Source organism: Pseudomonas sp. PS01299 (assembly GCF_029960145.1).
GTDB classification, from domain to species: domain Bacteria; phylum Pseudomonadota; class Gammaproteobacteria; order Pseudomonadales; family Pseudomonadaceae; genus Aquipseudomonas; species Aquipseudomonas putida_A.
Map to the genome: position 1 here is coordinate 1 of NZ_JASCPO010000089.1, position 23,298 is coordinate 23,298.

Genomic DNA, 23,298 nt, shown 5'->3' on the forward strand with positions numbered 1-23,298 from the left:
AGCAAGCCCGCTCCCACAGGTATCAGGTTGCAACACAACCAGGTGAGCAACCACAAATCCTGTGGGAGCGGGCTTGCTCGCGAAGGCCGCGACTCGGTTGTTAGTCGGTTGCCTATACTGCGGCCTCAGCAAGCCCAGACTTGCCCCTCATAAAAAACCTGATCGAGGCTCCCCATGCATCCGCCCATCCTCAACCTGCACCAGGTCGAACTCGAATCCCTGCCCGAAGCCCTCGCCCCGGAAGGCGAAGCCGCTGGTCGCTATCAGCAACGCATGGCGCGCATCGGCCAGCAGCTTGGTGCGCAGAGACTCGGCTATCGGTTGTACGCCTTGCCGCCAGGCATGCGCGGCAGTCCGTTTCACAGCCATCGGGTCAATGAAGAGATGTTCTATGTGGTGGCCGGGGAGGGCGAAGTGCGGCTGGGGGCCGAACGCTTTCCGATTCGTGCGGGCGACGTGATCGCCTGCCCGCCAGGCGGCCCGGAAACGGCGCATCAGATCATCAACACCAGCGACGCGGAACTGCGTTACCTGGCGGTCAGCACCCAGCAGCAACCGGATATCTGTGAGTACCCGGACTCCAACAAATACGCGGTGATGGACAACTTCAAAGTCGATGACCAAGGCAATGCGTCAGGCTTCGTTGCCGTGGCGCGGCAGGCGGATGGTGTGGATTACTGGGATGGGGAGTAAATAGAGATCTTCGGCTTGGTGCAGACCCTGTGGGAGCGGGCTTGCTCGCGAATGCGGTGTGTCATTGACAGTGATCGACTGACACAGCCCCTTCGCGAGCAAGCCCGCTCCCACCATAGGATTGGGGGTGATTATTCGAGGCGCGCCAGGCGCTCTTCCAGTGCGGCAATCCGTGCTTCCAGCTCTTCGATTCTCTCCACGGAAACGCCGCTGGTCGCGCGCTCTCCAGGATTCTGCCGCGCCGCCAGGATCGCCTCGATATCTGCCGGATCGCCCAGCGCATGGGTGTAGCGGTCTTCGCGCTGACCGGCCTGACGTGGAATCAACACCGCCAGCCCGCGCGCGATCAGGCGCTCAAGCTGATGCACCACTTGCTCGGCATCTTCGAAGTCATGCATCCGGCCGCTGCGGGTCAGCAGCTCATTCACTGTCTGCGGGCCACGCAGGAACATCAAGCCAGTGAGAATCACCTGGGCCGGCACCAGCTCCAGCGCCTTGTCGAGCTTGTGCTCCCAGCGATCGGCGCGACTGCCCATGACCAGTTTGGCGTAACCGTGGCTTTCCAGCGCCCGCAGGCTCTGGCCAACCTGGCCTTGAGTCAGGTTCATCACCGGCTCGCGGCTGGTTTTCTGGTTGCAGGCCAGCACCAGTGCGTTGAGGGTCAGCGGGTAGGTTTCCGGGCTAGTGGCCTGTTTCTCGATCAAAGAACCCAGAATGCGGATTTCCGTGGCGTTGAGCCGTGGTTCGTCGGTGGTGGTTTCAAGTTCGGTGGTCATCGCGCGTTCCCTCTGCAGTCGAAGGCGCCTAGCCTAATCCTTGGCTAACAAAAGGCAAGCCGTGTGGTCATCAAGCATGGCTATAATCGCCTCCACGTTCCACCCAGCCATCATACGAGACTGCCATGACCATTTCCCTGTACGCCGCATCCGTCCCGGTTTTTCAACAAATGCTCAACGCCCTGAGCGATGTCCTGAAAAAGGCTGAGGCCCACGCCACCGAGAAAAATATCGACCCGAACGCCTTCCTGCAAGCACGCCTGTACCCGGACATGTTCCCGCTGGTGCGTCAGGTGCAGATCGCCGTCGACTTCGCCAAGGGCGTTACTTCGCGTCTGGCCGAAGTCGAAATCCCGAAATATGACGACACCGAAACCACCTTCGCCGAGCTGCAGGCGCTGATTGCCAAGGTCCTGGCCTACATCGGCGAGATCAAGCCAGAGCAGATCAACGGCAAGGAAGGTATCGAAATCGTGACCCGTCCGGGCACTCCGAAAGAGAAGCGCTTCAGCGGCCAGGCTTACCTGCTGAGCTACGGTCTGCCGCAGTTCTTCTTCCACATCACAACCACCTACGCGCTGCTGCGCCACAACGGTGTTGAAGTGGGTAAACGCGATTACATGGGCGCGTACTAAATCGTTAGAAGCCCTCACCCTAGCCCTCTCCCAGGGGGAGAGGGGACTGATCGCGTTGTTTGTTCGAGATACGCCGACTTGATCTATCGAGTCGAACTCAAGACTTGAATGCGACAAAGATCGGCTCCCTTTCCCCCTCGCCCCTTGGGGGGAGAGGGTTGGGGTGAGGGGGGAAAGATCTCGGCCACAAAAAAGCCCGCCAGGGTTCACACCTTGGCGGGCTTTTCATTGCAGCAATTGTTACGCAGTGCGCTGGGCTTTCGCCTCTTCACCCAGGCACGCCGCGGCGGTAAACAGCACATCGGTGGACGAATTCAACGCCGTCTCCGCCGAGTCCTGCAACACCCCAATGATGAAACCGACCGCCACCACCTGCATGGCAATCTCGCTCGGGATACCGAACAGGCTGCACGCCAGCGGAATCAGCAGCAGCGAGCCGCCGGCCACGCCCGAGGCGCCACAGGCGCAGATTGCCGCGACGACGCTGAGCAGAATCGCGGTTGGAATGTCCACGGCAATCCCCAGCGTGTGCACCGCGGCCAGGGACAATACGGTGATGGTGATCGCCGCGCCAGCCATGTTGATGGTTGCCCCCAGCGGGATCGATACCGAGTAGGTATCTTCGTGCAGGCCCAGGCGCTTGCTCAGTTCCAGGTTGACCGGAATGTTCGCCGCCGAGCTGCGGGTGAAGAACGCGGTGATCCCGCTTTCGCGCAGGCACTTGAGGGTCAATGGGTACGGGTTGCGACGGAGTTTCCAGAACACGATCAGCGGGTTCATCACCAGCGCGACGAACAGCATGCAGCCCAGCAGTACGCCCAGCAGGTGCGCGTAACCGATCAGTGCGCCGAAGCCCGAGGTCGCGAGCGTCGAGGCCACCAGACCGAAAATGCCCAGGGGGGCGAAGCGAATCACCACGCGCACGATCAGCGTCACGCCATTGGACAGGTCGCCGAGCACTTCGCGGGTGGTGTCACCGGCGTGGCGAATTGCGACGCCCATGCCGATCGCCCAGGCGAGAATGCCGATGAAGTTGGCGTTCATCAGGGCGCTGACCGGATTATCGACCACGCTCAACAGCAGACTTTGCAGCACCTCGGCGATGCCGCCTGGCGCGGTGACTGAAACGTTGTCGGTGGATAACACCAGATGCGAGGGAAACGCCATGCTGGCGACAACCGCCACCACCGCCGCAGCGAATGTGCCGAGCAGATACAGAAACAGGATCGGCCGGATGTGGGTTTCCTGGCCGTGCTTGTGGTTGGCAATCGACGCCATCACCAGCACGAACACCAGAATCGGCGCCACGGCTTTCAGTGCCGAGACGAACACTTTGCCGATGAACGCCGAGCCTTTCGCCGCTTCCGGGGCGAACAGCGCCAGAGCGATACCGGCAATCAGGCCGATCAGGATCTGCGTGACCAGGCTGAGGTTTTTCAGGCGTTGCAATAGAGAAGGGGATGAAGCGGTCATAACGGCATCTCTGATTTTTTATAGGGTGCAAGGTTGCGTGAAACCGGTGATACATCGGGGGGCAGGTCACCGGCACGAACCGAAAGGGCTGACGCGCCATCAACGCTGTTAAACAGGCCGCTGAATAGGGTGTACGTTTTTCAGGGCGCGGACTTTATCACAGCGTAGGCGTTATCCTTCAGGCCTGTGACGATCTGCCACCGGATTGATCGGCAAGTCGGCAGGTTTGTGCAAGTCAGCCCGGAAACACTCTGTTAAGATTCGCCATCCTCATTTTCATAGTCTTCCAGCGGGCCTCTTGGTCATCGCTGGTGTCGTCGTTTTGCTGGAGTTGCTCATGCTGTTGCCCATTCTTCTGTTGTCCGCCGCCGGATTCACGGTGCTGACCACGGAATTCGTCATCGTCGGCCTGTTGCCGGCCATTGCCCGCGACCTGGCGGTAACCATTCCGCAGGCCGGTTTGCTGGTGACTCTATTCGCTTTCACGGTGGCGATGTTCGGTCCATTTTTGACCGCGTATTTCGCCCGGTTCGAGCGGCGCAAGTTGTTCATCACGATTTTGATCATGTTCGGCCTGGCCAACACCGTTGCGGCGCTGGCGCCGAACATCTGGGTCATGGCCATCGCCCGGTTGATCCCGGCGCTCGGCCTGCCGGTGTTCTGGGCCTTGGCCAGTGAGACGGCTGTAGACATCGTCGGCCCGGATCACGCCGGCCGCGCGATTGCGAAGATCGGCTTCGGCATTGTTTGCGCGACGGTGTTCGGCATTCCGGTGGGCACCTTGATTTCCGATGCGTTCGGCTGGCGCAGTGCGTTCGCGATTCTGGCGGTGATCGCTTTCGCCAAGGCCTTGCTGCTGTTTGTTTACCTGCCGAAAACCAGTCTGCACCAGCATCAGGTCAGTTTCGCTTCGCAGTTCAAGATCCTGCGCAACCCGCTGATGATCGGCCATGTGCTGTTGTCGATTCTGGTATTCAGCGGCATGTTCACCGCTTATACCTATCTGGCCGACATTCTTGAGCGTCTGGCCGGGTTCAACGGTACGGTGGTTGGCTGGTGCCTGATGGGCTTCGGTGCGGTCGGGCTGATCGGCAACTCACTGGGCGGTCGCGCGGTGGATCGTCATCCACTGGGCGCCTCGGTGTTGTTCTGCGCGTTCATGATTGCCGGCATGGTCTCGCTGGTGCCGAACATTCACTCGACGGTGGGGCTGGCGGTGGCCATGGGCATCTGGGGTATCACCCAGGCTGCGTTGTTCCTGGTCAGCCATGTACGCTTGATGAAGGCCGCACCGGAAGCGCCAGCCTTTGCCGCCTCGCTGAATATCGCCGGGGCCAACCTCGGGATCGGCCTCGGAGCGATGATCGGCGGTCGAGTGATCGACAGTGCCGGCCTCGGCTTTCTGGGATTTGCCGCTGCCGGGTTCATCCTGCTGTCGGTGTTCCTCGCCATGGTGCTGATGACGCTCAATCCGCGCGAAGCGTGCGCCCAGGCGTCATAACGCGGTAAACAGCTCGCGTCGGGCACCTTCGGTAATCGCAACGATGCCGGGGTGCTTGACCTTGCGCTCCACCGAAATGGCATAGAACGACTCGGTCACCGCGTCGGTCTGGCCAATCACTTCGACGCCGTACTGGCGTTTGACTTCATCGGCAATCACGCTCGGACCGATGAAGATCCCGCTGCCCGATTGGCCGAAGGCCTGCATCAGGGCGCTGTCATCGAACTCCCCGACGATTCGCGGCTGGATCTGCTGCTCGGCAAACCAGCGCTGCAAACGGCTACGCACCACGGTTTCCGCCCCGGGAATCAACAGCGGTGCGCCGTTGAGGTTGCGCGGAAAATCCTGCCCGTATTGCGCCGCCAACTTCGTGGTGGCGAAGAAACTGATCCCACATTCGCCGAGCTTCTGGCTGTAGCCCTTGATGTCGAGATGCGATGGCATCGGACTGTCGGAAATCACCAGATCCAGGCGCTGGATCGCCAGATCCGCCAGCAGGCGTTCGAGTTTGTCTTCGCGGCAGGTGATGCGCAGTGGCTCGTGCAGCTCCATGGTCGGCGCGATCAGGCGGTAGACGATGGATTTGGGCACCACATCCGCCACGCCGACGCGAAACAGGATCTGCTGTTCGTTGGGCTGGGCACGTAGCATCAACTCCAATTCGCCGCCTAACTGGAACATCTGCTCGGCATAGGGCAGGGCCTGACGCCCGGCTTCGGTCAGCTCCAGCTGACGGCCGACCCGTTGAAACAGTTCGATGCCGTAGGTTTGTTCGAGCAGCGAAATCTGCCCGCTGATGGTTTGTGGCGTGAGGTTCAGCTGTTCGCAGGCACGCACGATGCTGCCGGTCTTGGCGACCACCCAGAAGTAATGCAGTTGTCGGTAGTTGAGCATCGAGCAATGGCCTCTGACTGGATTGCGCAGTGTTCGTTAAAACCGAAGTATAGCCGCTAAAAATACGAATTTTCCTGAAGTGTTTGTCTCCCTAGAATGCCCAGCCATCGACGGGCGGTCTGTGACCCTGTCTGTTCATTCGAAGGAAGGCCTCATGAAATACACAATTCCAGCGTTGATGTTTACGTCTTTACTGCTTATGGCCGGTTGCGATCAGGCCGAGAAAAGCGCCCAGCAGTTGATGGGCAAGGCCGCCGAAAGCGCCAAACAGGCGATCGACGACACGCACAAGGCTGCTGAACAAGCACTCAGCGACGCCACCGGCGGCCTGATCGAGAAAAAAGAAACACCGGAAAAAGACGCGGAAAAATCCGAATCTTCCTCCAAGACCATCTAAACCGTCTTACACAGAGTCAGGACTGACCCATGGAATATCTGTTAGAACTCGCCGCCAGCCCCGCCGCCTGGGTTGCTTTGGCCACACTGGTGGTGATGGAGATCGTACTCGGCATCGATAACCTGATCTTTATTTCGATCCTGACCAACAAACTGCCCGTGCAGCATCGGCAGAAGGCGCGTCGAATCGGTATCGGCATGGCGCTGATTCTGCGTCTGGCTCTGTTGAGCACCATCGCCTTCATCGTGCAGTTGACTGCCCCTGTGATCGAAATCATGGGCCAGGCGTTCTCTTGGAAGGACATGATCCTGATTGCCGGTGGTCTGTTCCTGGTGTGGAAAGCCACAACCGAGATCCATCACAGCATGGACCCGGCGCCGGAAGACCCGAAAAGCGCAACATCGACCGTGACCCTGGGCTTCGCTGCCGCGATCGGTCAGATCCTGATGCTGGACATGGTGTTCTCCATCGACAGCATCATTACTGCGGTGGGCATGACTGAGCACTTGCCGATCATGGTGATCGCAGTGGTGGTCTCGGTAATGGTGATGCTGTTTGCGGCTGAACCGCTGGCCAAATTCATCAACGACAACCCGACGGTGGTGATGCTGGCGCTGGGCTTCCTGATCATGATCGGCATGACGCTGATCGCCGAAGGCTTCGGCGCCCACGTACCGAAAGGTTATGTGTACGCGGCCATGGCGTTCTCGGCAGCGATTGAGGTGCTGAACATGATGTCGCGTCGGGCGAAGCAGAAGAAACTGGCGCAGCAGGCGTAAGCGCTGACCAGCCAAAAGCCCCCTGAGCGCCAAGCGTTCAGGGGGCTTTTTTATGGGCGGAACGTTTGCAGTATCAATGTGCGGTCGCGTGCCGTGCGTTGTGCTTTTGCGGTTTTTCGACCGCCACAGGTGGCTGCGGGTGATGGTGGCGCCGCGAAATCCGCAGCACGCCCCACAACATGGCAGTGGCCACGGCCAGCCAGCCGGCGATCAGCATTACGATAGTCATGGTCAGGCTCATCAGTGCCTCCTCTTTGCCCTGCGTCGGGCACTCACTTTTTCAATTCGCTCTGTTTCAGTGACAGTCTAGACAATGGGGTGTTTCAGACTATTGACCAAAGGTCGGTAATGACCAATCAGTTCGCTCTATGCAAACGATCGGTCTGCGGTTTAAGGCTATACCGCAGGCGTGCGCCGCCCTATGATCGCAGGCGTTGCCGGAACACGATGACCGGCGTCTGATGAGAGTGACGATGGTGCAGGTATTTTCTCGATTGCGAGGGGCGTTGCTGGTGGCCGGTTGCGTGGCCGTGTTGGCGGGGTGTGCGGGCAGTGTGGCGCCGCAGGTCAAGCGCCTGCCGGAGCGGGTCGAACTCAGCGGCACGTTCTATCGCGGCGAAGCCAATCAAAGTGGTCCGCAAGTGCTGGCCAGCCTGTTGTCGCAGCAGGGCATCATGATCACCCCGGGCCTGCTGGAAAAACCGTTGCATCTGCCGGGGGCACAGGATCAGTTGCAGCAGAATCTGCAGAACCTGGCCCGTGATTACGGCATGGTGGTCTACCCGCTGGACAAGAACCTGCCTGCCTTGTTGACTCAGGTGGCGGCCGGTTATCCGGTGATGGTGCGCTTTAGTGAAGGCTCGGCGTTCTGGGCTGAACCGCGTTACGCGATCCTTTCCGGTTATGACCGGCTGAAACAGAAGGTGCTGTTGCGCGCCGGGATGAATCGCCGCGAACTGATGAGTTTCAGTTCCTTTGAATCCGCCTTCGAAAAATCCGGCGGTTGGGCAGTACTGATCCAGAAACCGTCGCAGATTCCTGCCGAAGTCGACCGCCAGCGCTGGCTCAAGGCCGCGGACGAGCTGGCGCAGGCCGGGCAGGAACGTGAAGCGGCGCAAGCCAGAAAGGCTTTGGCCGCACATTAAGGCTCCGTTCGTCATCTGCCGGGCACCCTCACGCCCGGCAGGCCTCTCACTGATAGAGCCCGAATGTGCGGGTGAATCAGGAGGCGAGCATGGCAGATTCCCCATCCCCGAAAGGCCCACACTCAAGCGAGCATTCGTCCGGTCATGATCTGGGTTTCGATCCGGATTCACCGGATCTCGACGATCCGCAAGTTGATCCGGTCGGCCCCGCCAAGGCGCCGCGAGACGTGCAACCGGACGACGACAGTCAGCGACCGGCCAAGCCCTATGATCCGTTGGCCGATCTGAAACCATGAAGTGAGGTGCGTATGAGTACCGATTCCAGCTTCGACGATAAAAAACCGGACAGCGTGCCGACCACGCCTGAGGACGACGTGGATCCTGTGCTGGATCCGGACAGCCCGCTGCGCGATCCGCTGGCGCGACCTAATGTGCTGACGCCAGATCCGAGCGCTGGTGACGGCATTCCGGACGACGACAAAATGCCGTTACCCAATGATTGAATAACGGGTATTTAACCGCTGGCTGAATACCTCTGTGGCGAGGGAGCTTGCTCCCGCTGGACTGCGCAGCAGGCCTTTTCTGTTAAAAAAGAAGGTCCTCTACGCGCCCCAGCGGGAGCAAGCTCCCTCGCCACAGTTGGATATTTCTGGTTACTTGGAGGCTTCGACCACGCCGCTCTGGCGCGACTTGAGGTTTTTCTCGGCCTTGTATTGCTGCGCAACTGCCGGAACGCTGGCGCTACGACCGGTTTCCATCCAGCTGCGGATACGGCTGGCATCGGCAAAATGCGTGTACTTGCCGAACGCATCGAGAATCACCAGGGCAACCGGGCGGTTGCTCATTCGCGTCACCAGCACCAAGCAATGACCCGCCGGGTTGGTGAAGCCGGTTTTGGTGATCTTGATGTCCCAGTCAGCCTTGTTCACCAGGTGATCGGTGTTGCGGAAACCCAGGGTGTAATTGGGCTTGCGGAACGCTACGGTTTTTTCCTTGGTGGTGGTCAGCTCGCTGAGGATCGGATGCTTGCTCGCGGCGACCAGCAGTTTGCTCAAGTCGCGGGCGGTGGACACGTTGCGTTCAGACAGCCCGGTCGGCTCGACATAGTGCGTGTTGGTCATGCCCAGCGCTTTGGCCTTGGCGTTCATTGCGGCGATGAACGCGGCGTAACCGCCTGGATAGTGATGCGCGAGGCTGGCGGCCGCACGGTTCTCCGAGGACATCAGGGCAATCAGCAGCATCTCGCGACGCGGCAGTTCGCTCTTCAGTTTGACTCGGGAGAACACGCCTTTCATTTCCAGCGTGTGGCTGATGTCGACGTCGATCCATTCGTCCATGTTCTGGTGCGCTTCAACCACGACCAGTCCGGTCATCAGTTTGCTCACCGAGGCGATCGGTACGATCACATCCGGGTTGCTCGAATAGATGACTTTATTGGTCTGCAAATCCATGAGCAGGGCGCTGCCGGAGGCGATCTTCAGTTGCGAAGCGTCGCGTGGCGCGGCGGTGGTTTCAGCGGCGTTGACGGTTGGCGTGACGAACGTGCCTGAAAAAGCAAAAACCAGGCTCAGGATCGAAAGACGAATTTTCACGCGGGCGAACTCATAAAGGTTGGATATTCCGTTAGTTTGTAACGGGTTATTTCTTCAAAGCGTCGCATTCTAGGAGTATGGCTGAAGATCTGTCGATGGTTGTTTGAATGACCTGAAAATCTCGTGAAAAGGCCTGTAAAAAGAGGGGTTTCCGGCGAACGGTTAGTGTTTTTTCTCAGATACGAAAAACCCCGCACAAGGCGGGGTTCTTTTATTGCGGAAAAACCTCTCAGGCGTGCAGGGTTTCTGCCGCGTAGAGGGTGTTTTCCAGCAGGCAGGCACGGGTCATCGGGCCAACGCCGCCGGGGACCGTGATCCAGCCGGTGCGGGGCAAAAGATCCAGTGTGATCGTTTGATGTTGGTATGTTAGACGCGAATCCAGTCCATTTTTGCATGAAGAAGGCAGGCAGGCCCGGCGCTAGGCCGGGCTTGTATCCAGGCTTAAGTCCAAGGTAGCGCTTTGAGCATGTACCTAGGATTGCTCGAGCCTATTCTTCTCGCGGTAACCTGGATGGTCACTTGAGTATAGAGATGCCCATTTATGTCATTGGGGCTGGCTATTTCGCTAGCAATTCTCCCGTAAATCACTTCGCCTCCAACAGTTTTGAATTCGAAAACCCTTTTATCGGGCAGTACTCCTACGAATGTACCAGTAAAGGTTTCATCATCCTCTTTAATGTTGTCCCGGCTTAGACGCGCCTTACTGCGGCGAACCTGTTCAACGTCAGAGAATTGGAACCTGCGTGTGTTCGTTGTCAGTGCGCAAGACGCATCATTCTCCGAAAGCTCACTGAGGAAATCTGAAACGGCGGCTATCGCTCTATCGGCCAAACGAGAGACTGGCTCAGACAGTTCTTCATCGCTTTTTGTTGTGGCCTCAAGCAGTTCGGTAAGAATATCGATTGCTTGTGATACAGGCGTAGTGCCCTCTATATCAAGCTGTTTATCAGCAGGTATTTCTTCAAGCTCAAACCCGAAGGAACCCCGGGCTGGTCCAGTAATCAAGAGCTGGTTGCTTAGCCGGTTAGGTATAGGCCCTTTGTCCGCGAGTGATCCTGAAACCGAAGCTGCGATCGCTGTTATCGCGACGCTGAAAGCTTTAGTCGCTGTGGCGCCGAACTCAGCGAGCACGCCATGCGTGCCCCAAACAGGGACGCCACGATAGGTTAATCGGACCTTCGCTGGTCGATAAGCATGCTTGCCGTTGTCCTCAAGAAAGGCTCGAGCCTGTTCGATTCTTGCTTGTATCGACATAAGGGTAAGCTTACTTATGCCTGGCGCTGTCGCTTGCTTTTCAAGGAAGTCGAGTTCCGCGGCCTTGTGGGTGTATTCAGATCTGTTCATGTTCAAGCTCCTGCCGACGTACCGCTAGCAAGCTTTCTGCATCTATATCCTGAGCAGGAGAAAGGTCAACTTTCAAAAACCCTTTCCACTGTCCGGTACGTCTGTGAGACCACATGCTGTACCAATAGGTGGTCATGGCTACCAACGACTCGGCTGGATCAGCCAGTGATTGGATATAGAAGTCGATCTTGAACTCTTGCTTTAGATTAGCCCGGTCGCCACCAAGAAGGTTGATATCGTAATCTCCAAGCGAATCGAAAAACGCATCGCTAACCGGTGCGAAGGTCACGACGTCAATATCTCGCGGAGGGCGATGTTCCAACATCTCAATGTCTTCAGTAAAGCTGCCATCCAGCCACTGAAAGCCGCTATGTATGCCCATCCTATGCAACTCTGCTCGATGAGCGAGATATCCAGCCAAAATATCACACCGTTCCGGACTGGTAGCGAACCTATCGACCACCTGCCCAAGGCTCACCTCGTAAGGTGCTCGGTCAAACCCTGTTGGGTCATCCTCGTTAATGGGAGGTAACACCCCCTCAGCGTTCCATTCTGGTATCAATCCAGCCTCCGTGCATTTCGTAGGTCCAGTAAGCCATCTCGCAATGAAAAAACCTGACACGCCACGATACGCCCAATTGCTATGTTCTCGCATTGCAGAAGTGCTTCAGCACATTAAATCCAGCGCGACGATGCCGCTTTTTCAGTCATCGAGGTAGCAATTAGGTAGCAGACCTTTGATGTAAAAAGAAGCGTAGCGATTTGAAGTATTAAAAAACCCCGCACAAGGCGGGGTTTTTTTCTTGCTGAAATTACGCCTCAGGCGTGCAGGGTTTCTGCCGCGTAGAGGGTGTTTTCCAGCAGGCAGGCACGGGTCATCGGGCCAACGCCGCCGGGAACCGGAGTGATCCAGCCGGCGCGGGGCAGGGCGGTTTCATACACCACGTCACCGACCAGCTTGCCGTCGTCCTGACGGTTGATGCCGACGTCGATCACGATCGCGCCTTCCTTGATCCACTCACCCTTGACCAGTCCCGGCTTACCGGCGGCGACCACCACCAGGTCAGCGCGACCGACGTGGCCGGCCAGGTCCTTGGTGAAGCGGTGGGTGACGGTCACGGTGCAACCGGCCAGCAGCAGTTCCATCGCCATCGGGCGGCCGACGATGTTGGACGCGCCAACCACCACCGCATCCAGACCATAAAGGTCCACGCCGGTGCTTTCCAGCAAGGTCATGATGCCTTTTGGGGTGCACGGACGCAGCAACGGAATGCGCTGGGCCAGGCGACCGACGTTATAAGGATGGAAGCCATCGACGTCTTTGTCCGGGCGAATGCGCTCCAGCAGTTTGGAGGCGTCCAGGTGCTCGGGCAGCGGCAGTTGCAGCAGCACGCCGTCGATGGCCGGGTCGTCGTTGAGGCGATCGATCAGATCGGTCAGCGCTTCTTGAGTGGTTTCGGAAGGCAGGTCGTAGGCTTGAGAGAGGAAGCCGACCTCTTCACAGTCTTTACGCTTGTGCGAGACATAAACCTGAGAGGCAGGATCGCTGCCGACCAGGATCACCGCGAGGCCGGGAGTGCGCAGGCCTTGCTGGCGACGCTCGGCAACTCGTTGGGCGATCTGCTGGCGCAGGCTGGCGGCGATCGATTTGCCGTCGATTAGTTGTGCAGTCATTGCGCGTGATTAACCATCGAGAGGGGAAAAAAAGAGAACGCATTCTCGCATGTCAGACGGTGAGGGCAAAGGCGCTTGGTCAGCAAATTCCCCTAACTCCTTTAATTAAATGAATTTTTTTCAAAAAGGATTTGACGACCTTGGGAGCGCTCTATACTATTCGTCGCACTTGTCGGGCACAGCCTAGCACTGGTTAAGAAGGTTGAGCGGAATTAGCGTTCTGCGAAGCTGGAAAGCATTTAGTTTGTAGTCCTCCAAGAGTACAGATTAATAAGGCGCCCGTAGCTCAGCTGGATAGAGCATCCGCCTTCTAAGCGGATGGTCGCAGGTTCGAGTCCTGCCGGGTGCGCCATTAGGCAGCTTTGGCACAAGTAGCGCGATATGGTGGGCGTAGCTCAGTTGGTAGAGCACGGGATTGTGACTCCCGTTGTCGTGGGTTCGATCCCCATCGTCCACCCCATATTTCGAAAGGCGCCAGATGTAACAATCTGGCGCCTTTGCTTTAAAAAGCTTCATCTGCGGATGTGGTGGAATTGGTAGACACACTGGATTTAGGTTCCAGCGCCGCGAGGCGTAAGAGTTCGAGTCTCTTCATCCGCACCAATTAAAGCTTCATTCATGCCGCAGGTCTGATGAAGTTCAGCAAAGAAGTTGAATGGCTTTTTTGTGACGCAATATGGTGGGCGTAGCTCAGTTGGTAGAGCACGGGATTGTGACTCCCGTTGTCGTGGGTTCGATCCCCATCGTCCACCCCATATTTCGAAAGGCGCCAGATTTAACAGTCTGGCGCCTTTTTTGTTTTACGGCTGGTGGTTTGTCGCGCAGCGTTTCGGGTCGAAGGGCAGGGCGTTTCGTCGTGTTCAGGGGCTTGCTGTCAGCGTGCCGACCGCCGGCCATGTTCGCGGGATCAGCCGTCAGGGAGATGGCTCGCAGTCTCTTCTATATATAGAAGCGGTTGAAGCAGAGCCTTGGCGTGATGGTCTTTATTCGTCTTCGAGGTGGAGTGCATTGCTGCATTCACACCTATAAATGGCCTGCTGTTTTTTTACCCGTTTTCAGTAGGGTGACTTCTTGAGTTTGACCCACTAGAATGCATGCCCTTGATTCTGGGGTCGGAAACGGCCGGCTAACGTCTGTGCAACGAGGAATATCCATGCAAGTTTCTGTTGAAAATACTACTGCTCTTGAGCGCCGCATGAGCGTCACCGTGCCGGCTGAGCGCATTGAGAGCCAGGTCAACAAGCGTCTGCAGCAGACTGCCCAAAAGGCCAAGATTGCTGGCTTCCGTCCAGGCAAAGTGCCAATGAGCGAAATCAAGCGCCGTTTCGGTGCTGACGCTCGTCAGGAAGCTGTTGGTGATGTCATCCAGTCCTCCTTCTACGAAGCCGTGGTTGAGCAGAAGCTGAACCCTGCCGGTTCGCCTTCGATCGAGCCGAAGTCGCTGGAAGCTGGCAAAGACCTGGAATACGTTGCCGTATTCGAAGTGTTCCCTGAGTTCACCGTTGCCGGTTTCGACGGCATCACTGTCGAGCGCCTGAGCGCTGAAGTGGCTGACGCCGATCTGGACAAGATGCTGGACATCCTGCGCAAGCAGAACACCCGTTTTGAAGTGGCCGATCGTGCCGCTCAGAACGAAGACCAGCTGAACATTGATTTCGTTGGCAAGGTTGACGGCGAAGCCTTCGCTGGCGGCTCGGCCAAAGGCACTCAGCTGGTGCTGGGTTCCGGTCGCATGATCCCGGGCTTCGAAGAAGGCCTGGTGGGCGCTAAAGCGGGCGAAGAGCGCGTTCTGAACCTGACCTTCCCTGAGGACTATCAGAACCTGGACCTGGCCGGCAAAACCGCCGAGTTCACCGTGACTGTAAACACCGTGTCCGAGCCGAAGCTGCCAGAGCTGAACGAAGAGTTCTTCGCTCAATTCGGCATCAAGGAAAGCGGCATCGACGGTTTCCGCACCGAAGTTCGCAAGAACATGGAGCGTGAGCTGCGTCAGGCCATCAAGTCCAAGGTAAAAAATCAGGTAATGGACGGTCTGCTGGCCACCAACCCGATCGAAGTGCCGAAGGCTCTGCTGTCCAACGAAGTTGACCGTCTGCGTGTGCAGGCTGTTCAGCAGTTCGGTGGCAACATCAAGCCTGACCAACTGCCGGCCGAGCTGTTCGAAGAGCAAGCCAAGCGCCGTGTAGTGCTGGGTCTGATCGTGGCCGAAGTGGTCAAGCAATTCGACCTGAAGCCTGACGAAGCCCGCGTTCGCGAAATGATTCAGGAAATGGCTTCGGCTTACCAGGAACCTGAGCAGGTCGTGTCCTGGTACTACAAGAACGAGCAGCAACTGAACGAAGTTCGTTCGGTTGTGCTGGAAGAACAAGTTGTGGATACTGTTCTGCAGAAAGCTAGCGTGACCGACAAATCGGTCTCTTACGAAGAAGCGGTCAAGCCGGTAGAAGCTCCAAAAGCCGACTGATTGTTTTTGCGTTAAGAAGTACACACATAAGCCAGCCTTCGAGCTGGCTTATGCGTATTCAAGACATAACTATTTGGGAGTGACTGCAGAGCATGTTCCGTAATTCGTATATTCAGCAGAACTCTGATATCCAGGCCGCTGGCGGCCTGGTCCCGATGGTTGTCGAGCAATCTGCTCGTGGCGAGCGCGCCTATGACATCTACTCGCGCCTTCTGAAGGAGCGCGTCATTTTTCTGGTGGGTCCTGTAGAGGACTACATGGCCAACCTGATCTGTGCGCAATTGCTGTTCCTTGAAGCGGAAAACCCGGACAAGGACATCCATCTCTATATCAACTCCCCGGGCGGTTCGGTGACAGCGGGCATGTCGATCTACGACACCATGCAGTTCATCAAGCCAAACGTCTCGACGACGTGCATTGGTCAGGCGTGCAGCATGGGTGCATTCCTGCTGACGGCCGGTGCTCCTGGCAAGCGTTTCTGCCTGCCGAACTCGCGTGTGATGATTCACCAGCCACTGGGCGGTTTCCAGGGCCAGGCCTCGGATATCGAAATCCATGCCAAGGAAATCCTCTTCATTCGCGAGCGTCTGAACACGCTGATGGCCAAGCACAGCGGTCGTACGCTTGAAGAAATCGAGCGTGACACCAACCGCGACAACTTCATGAGTGCAGAAGCTGCGAAGGAATACGGCCTGATCGACGAAGTCATCAACCAGCGTCCTGCGTAAAATAAGCAGCTCAAAATAAGGTGGGTCGGCAGGTCCGACCACCAGCGGGCTTGAAAAAGCCCGCAATAGCCTTCATCTTGTGTTGCAAGCCTATCGGATTTGGATCGAACGAATGACTGACACCCGCAACGGCGAGGACAACGGCAAGCTGCTCTATTGCTCCTTCTGTGGCAAAAGCCAGCATGAAGTGCGCAAATTGATTGCCGGCCCCTCGGTCTTTATCTGCGACGAGTGCGTCGACCTGTGCAATGACATCATCCGCGAGGAGGTGCAGGAAGCACAGGCCGAAAGCAGCGCGCATAAATTGCCTTCGCCTAAAGAAATCAGCGGCATCCTTGACCAGTATGTAATCGGTCAGGAGCGTGCGAAAAAGGTTCTGGCCGTAGCGGTGTACAACCACTACAAGCGCCTGAACCAGCGTGACAAGAAGGCTGACGACGTCGAACTCGGCAAGAGCAACATCCTGCTGATCGGCCCGACAGGCTCCGGTAAAACCCTGCTGGCCGAAACACTGGCCCGCCTGCTGAACGTTCCGTTCACCATCGCTGACGCAACCACCCTCACCGAGGCCGGTTACGTAGGTGAAGATGTCGAGAACATCATTCAGAAATTGCTGCAAAAGTGCGATTACGACGTGGAAAAGGCCCAGATGGGCATTGTCTATATCGACGAAATCGACAAGATTTCCCGCAAGTCCGACAACCCGTCGATCACCCGCGATGTTTCCGGTGAAGGCGTGCAGCAGGCCTTGCTCAAGTTGATCGAAGGCACGGTCGCTTCCGTTCCACCGCAAGGTGGTCGCAAGCATCCGCAGCAGGAATTCCTGCAGGTCGACACCCGTAACATCCTGTTCATCTGCGGTGGTGCGTTCTCTGGTCTGGAAAAGGTTATCCAAAACCGTTCCACCAAAGGCGGCATCGGTTTCAACGCAGAAGTGCGCAGCAAGGAAGAAGGCAAGAAAGTCGGTGAATCCCTGCGTGAAGTCGAGCCTGACGATCTGGTCAAGTTCGGTCTGATCCCGGAATTTGTCGGTCGTCTGCCGGTTCTTGCGACGCTGGACGAGCTCGACGAGGCTGCGTTGATGCAGATCCTCACCGAGCCGAAAAATGCTCTGACCAAACAGTATGCCAAGCTGTTCGAGATGGAAGGCGTGGATCTGGAGTTCCGGACCGACGCACTGAAATCGGTCGCCAAGCGTGCCCTGGAACGTAAAACCGGTGCCCGTGGCCTGCGGTCGATTCTCGAAGGTGTGCTGCTCGACACGATGTACGAAATCCCTTCGCAGTCTGAAGTGAGCAAAGTCGTCATCGATGAAAGCGTGATTGAAGGCAAGTCCAAGCCACTGTATATCTACGAAAACAGTGAGCCGACGGCCAAGGCAGCGCCGGACGCGTAAGCGTCCACACTGCCGGAACAAAGAAGGGGCCTTCGGGCCTCTTTTTTTTTATGTGGTTTTTTACATCCGCTTTGCGCTTGTTTTTTTTCAAGGCAGCCCCCATCTTGGTTTCAAGTTTAATTCCATCTGATTACGGCCATATGGCCGCCGTAGAGGCGAAATCATGAAGACAACCATCGAATTGCCTCTCCTGCCATTGCGTGATGTCGTGGTTTATCCGCACATGGTTATCCCGCTGTTCGTGGGGCGCGAGAAATCCATCGAAGCCCTCGAGGCCGCGATGACGGGCGACAAGCAGATCCTGCTGCTGGCCCAGAGAAACCCGGCTGACGATGATCCCGGTGAAGACGCTCTCTATCGCGTAGGTACTATCGCCACTGTGTTGCAGCTGCTGAAGCTGCCGGACGGCACCGTCAAGGTTCTGGTCGAAGGTGAGCAGCGCGGTGCTGTAGAGCGCTTCAGCGAAGTCGACGGGCATTGCCGCGCCGAAGTCTCGCTGATCGACGAAGTCGACGCCGCCGAGCGCGAATCCGAAGTGTTCGTGCGCAGCCTGCTGTCGCAGTTCGAACAATACGTGCAGTTGGGCAAGAAGGTCCCGGCTGAGGTCCTGTCGTCGCTCAACAGCATCGATGAGCCTGGTCGCCTGGTTGACACCATGGCCGCGCACATGGCGCTGAAGATCGAGCAGAAACAGGAAATCCTCGAAATCATCGATCTGTCGGCCCGGGTCGAGCACGTGCTCGCCTTGCTGGATGCCGAAATCGATCTGCTGCAAGTTGAAAAACGCATTCGCGGCCGCGTCAAAAAGCAAATGGAGCGCAGCCAGCGCGAGTACTACCTGAATGAGCAGATGAAGGCCATTCAGAAAGAGCTGGGCGACGGTGACGAAGGTCACAATGAAATCGAAGAGCTGAAAAAGCGCATCGATGCTGCCGGCCTGCCGAAAGATGCCTTGGCCAAAGCCACCGCCGAGCTGAACAAGCTCAAGCAAATGTCGCCGATGTCCGCTGAAGCCACCGTGGTGCGCTCCTACATCGACTGGCTGGTGCAGGTGCCGTGGAAGGCGCAAAGCAAGGTACGCCTCGACCTGGCGCGTGCTGAAGACATTCTCGACGCCGATCACTACGGTCTCGAAGAGGTCAAGGAGCGCATCCTTGAATACCTCGCCGTGCAGAAGCGCGTGAAGAAGATCCGTGGTCCGGTGTTGTGCCTGGTAGGTCCGCCTGGCGTGGGTAAGACCTCGCTGGCAGAGTCGATTGCCCACGCCACCAACCGTAAATTTGTGCGTATGGCCCTCGGTGGCGTGCGTGATGAAGCGGAAATTCGTGGTCATCGTCGGACTTACATTGGTTCGATGCCAGGAAGATTGATTCAAAAGATGACAAAGGTGGGCGTACGCAACCCGCTGTTCCTGCTCGATGAAATCGACAAAATGGGCAGCGACATGCGTGGCGACCCGGCGTCGGCGTTGCTGGAAGTGCTCGATCCGGAGCAGAACCACAACTTCAACGATCACTATCTGGAAGTCGATTACGACCTGTCCGATGTGATGTTCCTGTGCACCTCGAACTCGATGAACATCCCGCCGGCATTGCTGGACCGGATGGAAGTCATTCGTCTGCCGGGCTACACCGAAGACGAAAAGATCAACATCGCCGTCAAGTACCTGTCGCCCAAGCAGATTGCCGCTAATGGTCTGAAGAAGGGTGAGCTGGAATTCGACGAGGAAGCGATCCGCGACATCATCCGTTACTACACCCGTGAAGCCGGTGTGCGTGGCCTCGAACGTCAGATAGCCAAAGTCTGCCGCAAGGCCGTGAAAGAACATGCGCTGGAAAAACGCTTCTCGGTAAAAGTGACAGCTGACCTGCTCGAACACTTCCTCGGTGTGCGTAAATTCCGCTACGGTCTGGCAGAGCAACAGGATCAGATCGGTCAGGTGACTGGCCTGGCGTGGACGCAGGTGGGCGGTGAATTGCTGACCATCGAAGCGGCTGTGGTGCCGGGTAAAGGTCAGCTGATCAAGACCGGTTCGCTTGGCGATGTAATGGTCGAATCGATCACTGCGGCGCTGACCGTTGTGCGCAGCCGTGCCAAAAGCCTGGGCATTCCGCTGGACTTCCATGAAAAGCGCGACACCCACATTCACATGCCGGAAGGGGCGACCCCGAAGGACGGTCCTAGCGCGGGTGTGGGCATGTGCACGGCACTGGTGTCAGCCTTGACCGGGATTCCGGTGCGCGCCGATGTCGCCATGACCGGCGAAATTACCCTGCGTGGCCAAGTGTTGGCGATTGGTGGTCTGAAGGAAAAACTGCTCGCGGCTCACCGTGGCGGAATCAAGATTGTGATTATTCCGGAAGAGAACGTGCGCGATCTGAAGGAGATTCCTGACAATATCAAGCAGGATCTGCAGATTAAACCGGTTAAATGGATTGACGAGGTCCTGCAAATTGCGCTGCAATACGCGCCGGAGCCCTTGCCGGATGTGGCTCCGGAGATAGTTTCCAAGGACGAAAAACGTGAGTCTGATTCAAAGGAAAGAATTAGCACGCATTAATACGTTTTTGCCTGGGGGGCTTCCTTGACAGCTTTTTAGAGCCCTTGTTATAAAGCGGCTCTTAAGTGTCTGTAGGCCATTCAGCACTCGTTTTTGCTTTCACCAAAAAACTTAGAATCATCTCAAAATAGATATAAGGGGACTTAGAGTGAACAAGTCGGAACTGATTGATGCTATCGCTGCATCCGCTGATATCCCGAAAGCTGCTGCTGGCCGTGCGCTGGACGCTGTAATCGAATCCGTCACTGGCGCTCTCAAGGCTGGCGACTCCGTTGTTCTGGTTGGTTTCGGCACTTTCTCCGTGACTGATCGTCCAGCTCGCGTTGGTCGTAACCCACAGACCGGCAAGACGCTGCAAATCGCTGCTGCTAAAAAGCCAGGTTTCAAAGCCGGTAAAGCACTGAAAGAAGCTGTTAACTAAGTTAGTTTGTTTCAGGTTTTTACCCATCCGGGTCGGGGTCATGCCTGACTTGGCAGCGGAGCGGTAGAGCAGGTCGCTGGAACAGCCGCCTGTAACGCCGGGATCGAGGGTTCGAGCCCTGTCCGCTCCGCCAGTTACGAGAAGGCGCATCCTCGGATGCGCCTTTCTTCTATCCGGATTCTACCCACGCTCCACGGTTGCCTAATTTTTGAAGTTCAACCGTTTCTGGGGGACGCATGCTGCAGAATATCAGGGACAATTCACAAGGCTGGATTGCCAAGACCATTATCGGGGTCATCGTTGCACTGATGGCTCTGACCGGTTTCGATGCCATTTTCAAGGCCACGACGCACACCAACGATGCGGCCAAGGTCAATGGTGAAGAAATCAGCCAGAACGAGCTGAGCCAGGCCGTTGACATGCAACGCCGTCAGCTGATGCAACAACTGGGCAAGGACTTCGATGCTTCCTTGCTTGACGAAAAAATGCTCCGCGAATCGGCCCTCAAGGGCCTGATCGATCGCAAGCTGCTGCTGCAAGGCGCAGAACAATCGAAATTCGCTTTCTCCGAAGGTGCACTGGATCAGGTGATCCTGCAGACCCCTGAATTCCAGGTGGACGGCAAGTTCAGCTCCGAGCGCTTCGACCAGGTGATTCGTCAACTGGGCTACACCCGCATGCAATTCCGCCAGATGCTGGCTCAGGAAATGCTGATCGGTCAGTTGCGCGCCGGTGTTGCCGGTAGCGGCTTCGTCACCGACGCCGAAGTGCTGGCATTTGCCCGTCTGGAAAAACAGACCCGCGATTTTGCTTCGCTGAACGTCAAGGCCGACCCGGCCGCGGTCAAGCTGACCGACGATGAGGTCAAGGCTTACTACGACGAGCACGCCAAGGAGTTCATGACCCCTGATCAAGTGGTCGTCGATTATGTCGAGCTGAAGAAGTCTTCGTTCTTCGACCAGGTTGCGGTCAAGGATGAAGACCTGCAGGCGGCGTATCAGAAAGAGATCGCCAACCTGTCGGAACAGCGTCGTGCGGCGCACATCCTGATCGAAGTCAACGACAAGACCACCGACGCTCAGGCCAAGGCGAAGATCGAAGAGGTCCAGGCGCGTCTGGCCAAGGGCGAGAAATTCGAAGCGCTGGCCAAGGAGTTCTCGCAGGATCCGGGTTCGGCCAACAATGGCGGTGACCTCGGTTTCGCCGGTCCTGGCGTCTATGACCCAGCTTTCGAAAAAGCCCTGTACTCGTTGCACAAGGACCAGGTGTCCGAGCCGGTGCGTACCGACTTCGGTTACCACCTGATCAAGCTGCTGGGTGTTGAAGCGCCGGAAGTTCCGACCCTGGCCAGCCTGAAAGACAAGTTGACCCGCGAGCTGAAGACTCAACAGGTCGAGCAGCGTTTTGTCGAGGCGACCAAGCAACTGGAAGACTCGGCGTTCGAAGCGTCTGACCTGGCCCAGCCTGCGGCAGATCTGAAACTGACTGTGCACACCTCCAAGCCGTTCGGCCGTGAAGGTGGCGAAGGCATCGCCGCCAACCGCGCGGTGGTGACGGCTGCGTTCAGTCAGGAAGTGCTGGAAGAAAACGCCAACAGCACCGGTATCGAGCTGGACCCGGAAACCGTGGTCGTGCTGCGCGCCAAGGAGCATCTGAAGCCTGAGCAGTTGCCACTCGAAGCGGTGAACACGGCGATCCGTGCCCAACTGACCAAAGAGCACGCCAGCGCTGCGGCCAAGACCAAGGCTGACCAGTTGATTGCTGGTCTGCGCGATGGCAAGACTGCACTGGACAAGGCGGTTGACGGCCAGAACTGGAAGGTTGTGACGGCGGCGACCCGTGCTCAGGAAGGGGTTGACCCGACTGTGCTGCAGGCGTTGTTCCGTATGCCGAAACCGGCGGCCAAGGGCAAGCCGACGTTCAGCAGCGTGACCTTGCAGGACGGTAGTCTGATGATTGTGCGTCTGGACGGTGTGAATGAAGCGGTAGCGCCGACTGATGAAGAGAAGGCGCAGTACCGTCGTTTCCTGGCTTCGCGTGAAGGTCAGCAGGATTTTGCGGCGTTCCGTAAGCAGTTGGAGAGTCAGGCGGACATCAAGCGGTATTGATGGTTGACTGAGTGGTAACTGGAAAGCCCCGATCTTATGGTCGGGGCTTTTTTTTATGGTTGAGATTTGGGTGTATATCCGTTGTTTCGGGTGCTGCCGCTGGCGGTTTCGCTCTTACAGCGAGTCACCTTTTCCAGACGCCGAAAAGGTAACCCAAAAGGCTTGGCCCCAGCGTTCGGCCCTCGCCGTGGCTCGGGTTCCTTCGTTACGGGATTCATCCGGGGGCATCGCCTCCGGTTTGCTTCGCTGCACCTCCTCTCGATGTGTTTGGCTTCGCCAAACGTCGCTGCGCTCCTTCCCCCGGATAAACCCTCCACTCAGCCTGCCGATGGGGCCGGCACGGCAAGATCAAGAGCTTTCGGCGAGCTGACACTCGGCCATTTGAGTGGTGAAGAGCATGCGTTCGGCTTTTGCGCTACTGTGGGAGCTGGCCTGCCGGCGATGGCGGCCTACGAGCCGGCCTGTCTCTAACTGACTATCCGCAGATCAATTGTGGGAGCTGGCTTGCCAGCGAAGACGGCCGACTAGCCGCCCGGCCCCTCACAGACAAACATCCCAATCACACAAACCCATAGCCCCTCGCCCTCAGCACCGCACTCAAGGTCAAAACCAGCAACCCCACAACAATCCACGGAAACCCCCCAACCCCCAGACTCCCCAGCAGCAAACCACCCGCCAAACCACCCCCGGCAATCCCGACATTCCACAGGGTCACCAG

22 protein-coding genes, 4 tRNA genes and 2 pseudogenes are annotated in these 23,298 nt (G+C 57.4%); 18 read left to right on the forward strand and 10 right to left on the reverse strand.

Going from position 1 to position 23,298, the window contains the following annotated elements:
• The first annotated feature begins 174 nt into the window (after positions 1–174).
• Complete coding sequence (locus QMX91_RS16750; RefSeq protein ID WP_282413069.1) at positions 175–693, forward strand: cupin domain-containing protein; 519 nt, start codon at positions 175–177, stop codon at positions 691–693.
• A gap of 131 nt (positions 694–824) precedes the next feature.
• On the opposite strand, the gene QMX91_RS16755 is transcribed toward QMX91_RS16750, so the two are convergent.
• Complete coding sequence (locus QMX91_RS16755; protein WP_139055771.1) at positions 825–1,469, reverse strand: DUF480 domain-containing protein; 645 nt, start codon at positions 1,467–1,469, stop codon at positions 825–827.
• A gap of 125 nt (positions 1,470–1,594) precedes the next feature.
• On the opposite strand from QMX91_RS16755, the gene QMX91_RS16760 reads away from it, so the two are divergent.
• Entirely contained in the window at positions 1,595–2,104 is a 510-nt protein-coding gene (locus QMX91_RS16760; RefSeq protein WP_139055772.1) for a DUF1993 domain-containing protein, read from the forward strand.
• 240 nt (positions 2,105–2,344) lie between these two features.
• Here QMX91_RS16760 and sstT read toward each other — a convergent pair whose 3' ends face one another.
• Positions 2,345–3,577, reverse strand: coding sequence for a serine/threonine transporter SstT (sstT, locus tag QMX91_RS16765; protein ID WP_139055773.1), 1,233 nt, complete (start codon positions 3,575–3,577; stop codon positions 2,345–2,347).
• A 337-nt stretch (positions 3,578–3,914) separates the two neighbouring features.
• Between sstT and QMX91_RS16770 the strand changes: the two genes are divergently transcribed.
• The gene (locus tag QMX91_RS16770) at positions 3,915–5,078 is read left to right on the forward strand and encodes an MFS transporter (RefSeq protein ID WP_282413070.1); all 1,164 of its coding nucleotides are present in this window, start codon (positions 3,915–3,917) and stop codon (positions 5,076–5,078) included.
• On the opposite strand, the gene nhaR is transcribed toward QMX91_RS16770, so the two are convergent.
• A complete protein-coding gene (nhaR, locus tag QMX91_RS16775) occupies positions 5,073–5,972 on the reverse strand; it encodes a transcriptional activator NhaR (protein ID WP_282413071.1) in 900 nt (299 codons plus the stop codon). The genes QMX91_RS16770 and nhaR overlap by 6 nt on opposite strands.
• 154 nt (positions 5,973–6,126) lie before the next feature.
• On the opposite strand from nhaR, the gene QMX91_RS16780 reads away from it, so the two are divergent.
• Positions 6,127–6,369 (forward strand): hypothetical protein, encoded by a 243-nt coding sequence (locus QMX91_RS16780; RefSeq protein ID WP_007965379.1) that lies wholly within the window; start codon positions 6,127–6,129, stop codon positions 6,367–6,369.
• A gap of 29 nt (positions 6,370–6,398) precedes the next feature.
• Entirely contained in the window at positions 6,399–7,148 is a 750-nt protein-coding gene (locus tag QMX91_RS16785) for a TerC family protein (protein ID WP_027613902.1), read from the forward strand.
• A gap of 73 nt (positions 7,149–7,221) precedes the next feature.
• Here QMX91_RS16785 and QMX91_RS16790 read toward each other — a convergent pair whose 3' ends face one another.
• Positions 7,222–7,377, reverse strand: coding sequence for a hypothetical protein (locus QMX91_RS16790; protein ID WP_179353273.1), 156 nt, complete (start codon positions 7,375–7,377; stop codon positions 7,222–7,224).
• Positions 7,378–7,621: 244 nt separating this feature from the next.
• Between QMX91_RS16790 and QMX91_RS16795 the strand changes: the two genes are divergently transcribed.
• The 3 genes from QMX91_RS16795 to QMX91_RS16805 all read left to right on the forward strand — a co-directional run bounded on the left by QMX91_RS16795 (position 7,622) and on the right by QMX91_RS16805 (position 8,796).
• Complete coding sequence (locus QMX91_RS16795) at positions 7,622–8,293, forward strand: peptidase C39 family protein (protein ID WP_282413072.1); 672 nt, start codon at positions 7,622–7,624, stop codon at positions 8,291–8,293.
• Between the two features lie 89 nt (positions 8,294–8,382).
• Entirely contained in the window at positions 8,383–8,589 is a 207-nt protein-coding gene (locus tag QMX91_RS16800) for a DUF6021 family protein (RefSeq protein WP_047597456.1), read from the forward strand.
• Positions 8,590–8,601: 12 nt separating this feature from the next.
• The gene (locus tag QMX91_RS16805) at positions 8,602–8,796 is read left to right on the forward strand and encodes a hypothetical protein (protein ID WP_047291581.1); all 195 of its coding nucleotides are present in this window, start codon (positions 8,602–8,604) and stop codon (positions 8,794–8,796) included.
• A gap of 150 nt (positions 8,797–8,946) precedes the next feature.
• On the opposite strand, the gene pbpG is transcribed toward QMX91_RS16805, so the two are convergent.
• The 5 genes and pseudogenes from pbpG to folD form a co-directional block, all read right to left on the reverse strand.
• Positions 8,947–9,885 carry a D-alanyl-D-alanine endopeptidase gene (gene pbpG, locus QMX91_RS16810; protein ID WP_282413073.1) on the reverse strand — a complete coding sequence of 313 codons (939 nt, stop codon included), beginning with the start codon at positions 9,883–9,885 and terminating at the stop codon, positions 8,947–8,949.
• 229 nt (positions 9,886–10,114) lie between these two features.
• Positions 10,115–10,204 (reverse strand): annotated as a pseudogene (locus QMX91_RS16815) (bifunctional methylenetetrahydrofolate dehydrogenase/methenyltetrahydrofolate cyclohydrolase); the annotation flags it as partial.
• Positions 10,205–10,326: 122 nt separating this feature from the next.
• Complete coding sequence (locus QMX91_RS16820; RefSeq protein ID WP_098968092.1) at positions 10,327–11,229, reverse strand: hypothetical protein; 903 nt, start codon at positions 11,227–11,229, stop codon at positions 10,327–10,329.
• A complete protein-coding gene (locus tag QMX91_RS16825) occupies positions 11,216–11,611 on the reverse strand; it encodes a hypothetical protein (RefSeq protein WP_205884904.1) in 396 nt (131 codons plus the stop codon). Before QMX91_RS16825 ends, QMX91_RS16820 begins: the two co-directional genes overlap by 14 nt.
• Positions 11,612–12,048: 437 nt before the next feature.
• Entirely contained in the window at positions 12,049–12,903 is an 855-nt protein-coding gene (folD, locus tag QMX91_RS16830; RefSeq protein WP_003223627.1) for a bifunctional methylenetetrahydrofolate dehydrogenase/methenyltetrahydrofolate cyclohydrolase FolD, read from the reverse strand.
• Positions 12,904–13,178: 275 nt separating this feature from the next.
• On the opposite strand from folD, the gene QMX91_RS16835 reads away from it, so the two are divergent.
• The 10 genes from QMX91_RS16835 to QMX91_RS16880 all read left to right on the forward strand — a co-directional run bounded on the left by QMX91_RS16835 (position 13,179) and on the right by QMX91_RS16880 (position 22,580).
• Positions 13,179–13,255, forward strand: a tRNA-Arg gene (locus QMX91_RS16835).
• 32 nt (positions 13,256–13,287) lie between these two features.
• Positions 13,288–13,363: transfer RNA gene (locus tag QMX91_RS16840), tRNA-His, on the forward strand.
• A gap of 58 nt (positions 13,364–13,421) precedes the next feature.
• A tRNA-Leu gene (locus tag QMX91_RS16845) sits at positions 13,422–13,506 on the forward strand.
• 76 nt (positions 13,507–13,582) lie between these two features.
• A tRNA-His gene (locus QMX91_RS16850) sits at positions 13,583–13,658 on the forward strand.
• Positions 13,659–14,056: 398 nt separating this feature from the next.
• Positions 14,057–15,367, forward strand: a complete 1,311-nt coding sequence (tig, locus tag QMX91_RS16855; protein WP_027614582.1) for a trigger factor — start codon at positions 14,057–14,059, stop codon at positions 15,365–15,367.
• Between the two features lie 92 nt (positions 15,368–15,459).
• Positions 15,460–16,095 (forward strand): ATP-dependent Clp endopeptidase proteolytic subunit ClpP, encoded by a 636-nt coding sequence (gene clpP, locus QMX91_RS16860; RefSeq protein ID WP_007951559.1) that lies wholly within the window; start codon positions 15,460–15,462, stop codon positions 16,093–16,095.
• Between the two features lie 112 nt (positions 16,096–16,207).
• Entirely contained in the window at positions 16,208–17,491 is a 1,284-nt protein-coding gene (clpX, locus tag QMX91_RS16865; protein WP_003223632.1) for an ATP-dependent Clp protease ATP-binding subunit ClpX, read from the forward strand.
• Between the two features lie 163 nt (positions 17,492–17,654).
• Positions 17,655–20,051: an endopeptidase La gene (gene lon, locus QMX91_RS16870; protein WP_003223634.1), complete on the forward strand. Its 2,397-nt coding sequence runs from the start codon at positions 17,655–17,657 to the stop codon at positions 20,049–20,051.
• A 148-nt stretch (positions 20,052–20,199) separates the two neighbouring features.
• Positions 20,200–20,472 (forward strand): HU family DNA-binding protein, encoded by a 273-nt coding sequence (locus QMX91_RS16875; RefSeq protein ID WP_008077714.1) that lies wholly within the window; start codon positions 20,200–20,202, stop codon positions 20,470–20,472.
• A 236-nt stretch (positions 20,473–20,708) separates the two neighbouring features.
• The gene (locus QMX91_RS16880) at positions 20,709–22,580 is read left to right on the forward strand and encodes a SurA N-terminal domain-containing protein (protein WP_282413074.1); all 1,872 of its coding nucleotides are present in this window, start codon (positions 20,709–20,711) and stop codon (positions 22,578–22,580) included.
• A 559-nt stretch (positions 22,581–23,139) separates the two neighbouring features.
• On the opposite strand, the pseudogene QMX91_RS16885 reads toward QMX91_RS16880, so the two are convergent.
• Positions 23,140–23,298 (reverse strand): annotated as a pseudogene (locus tag QMX91_RS16885) (MFS transporter); the annotation flags it as partial.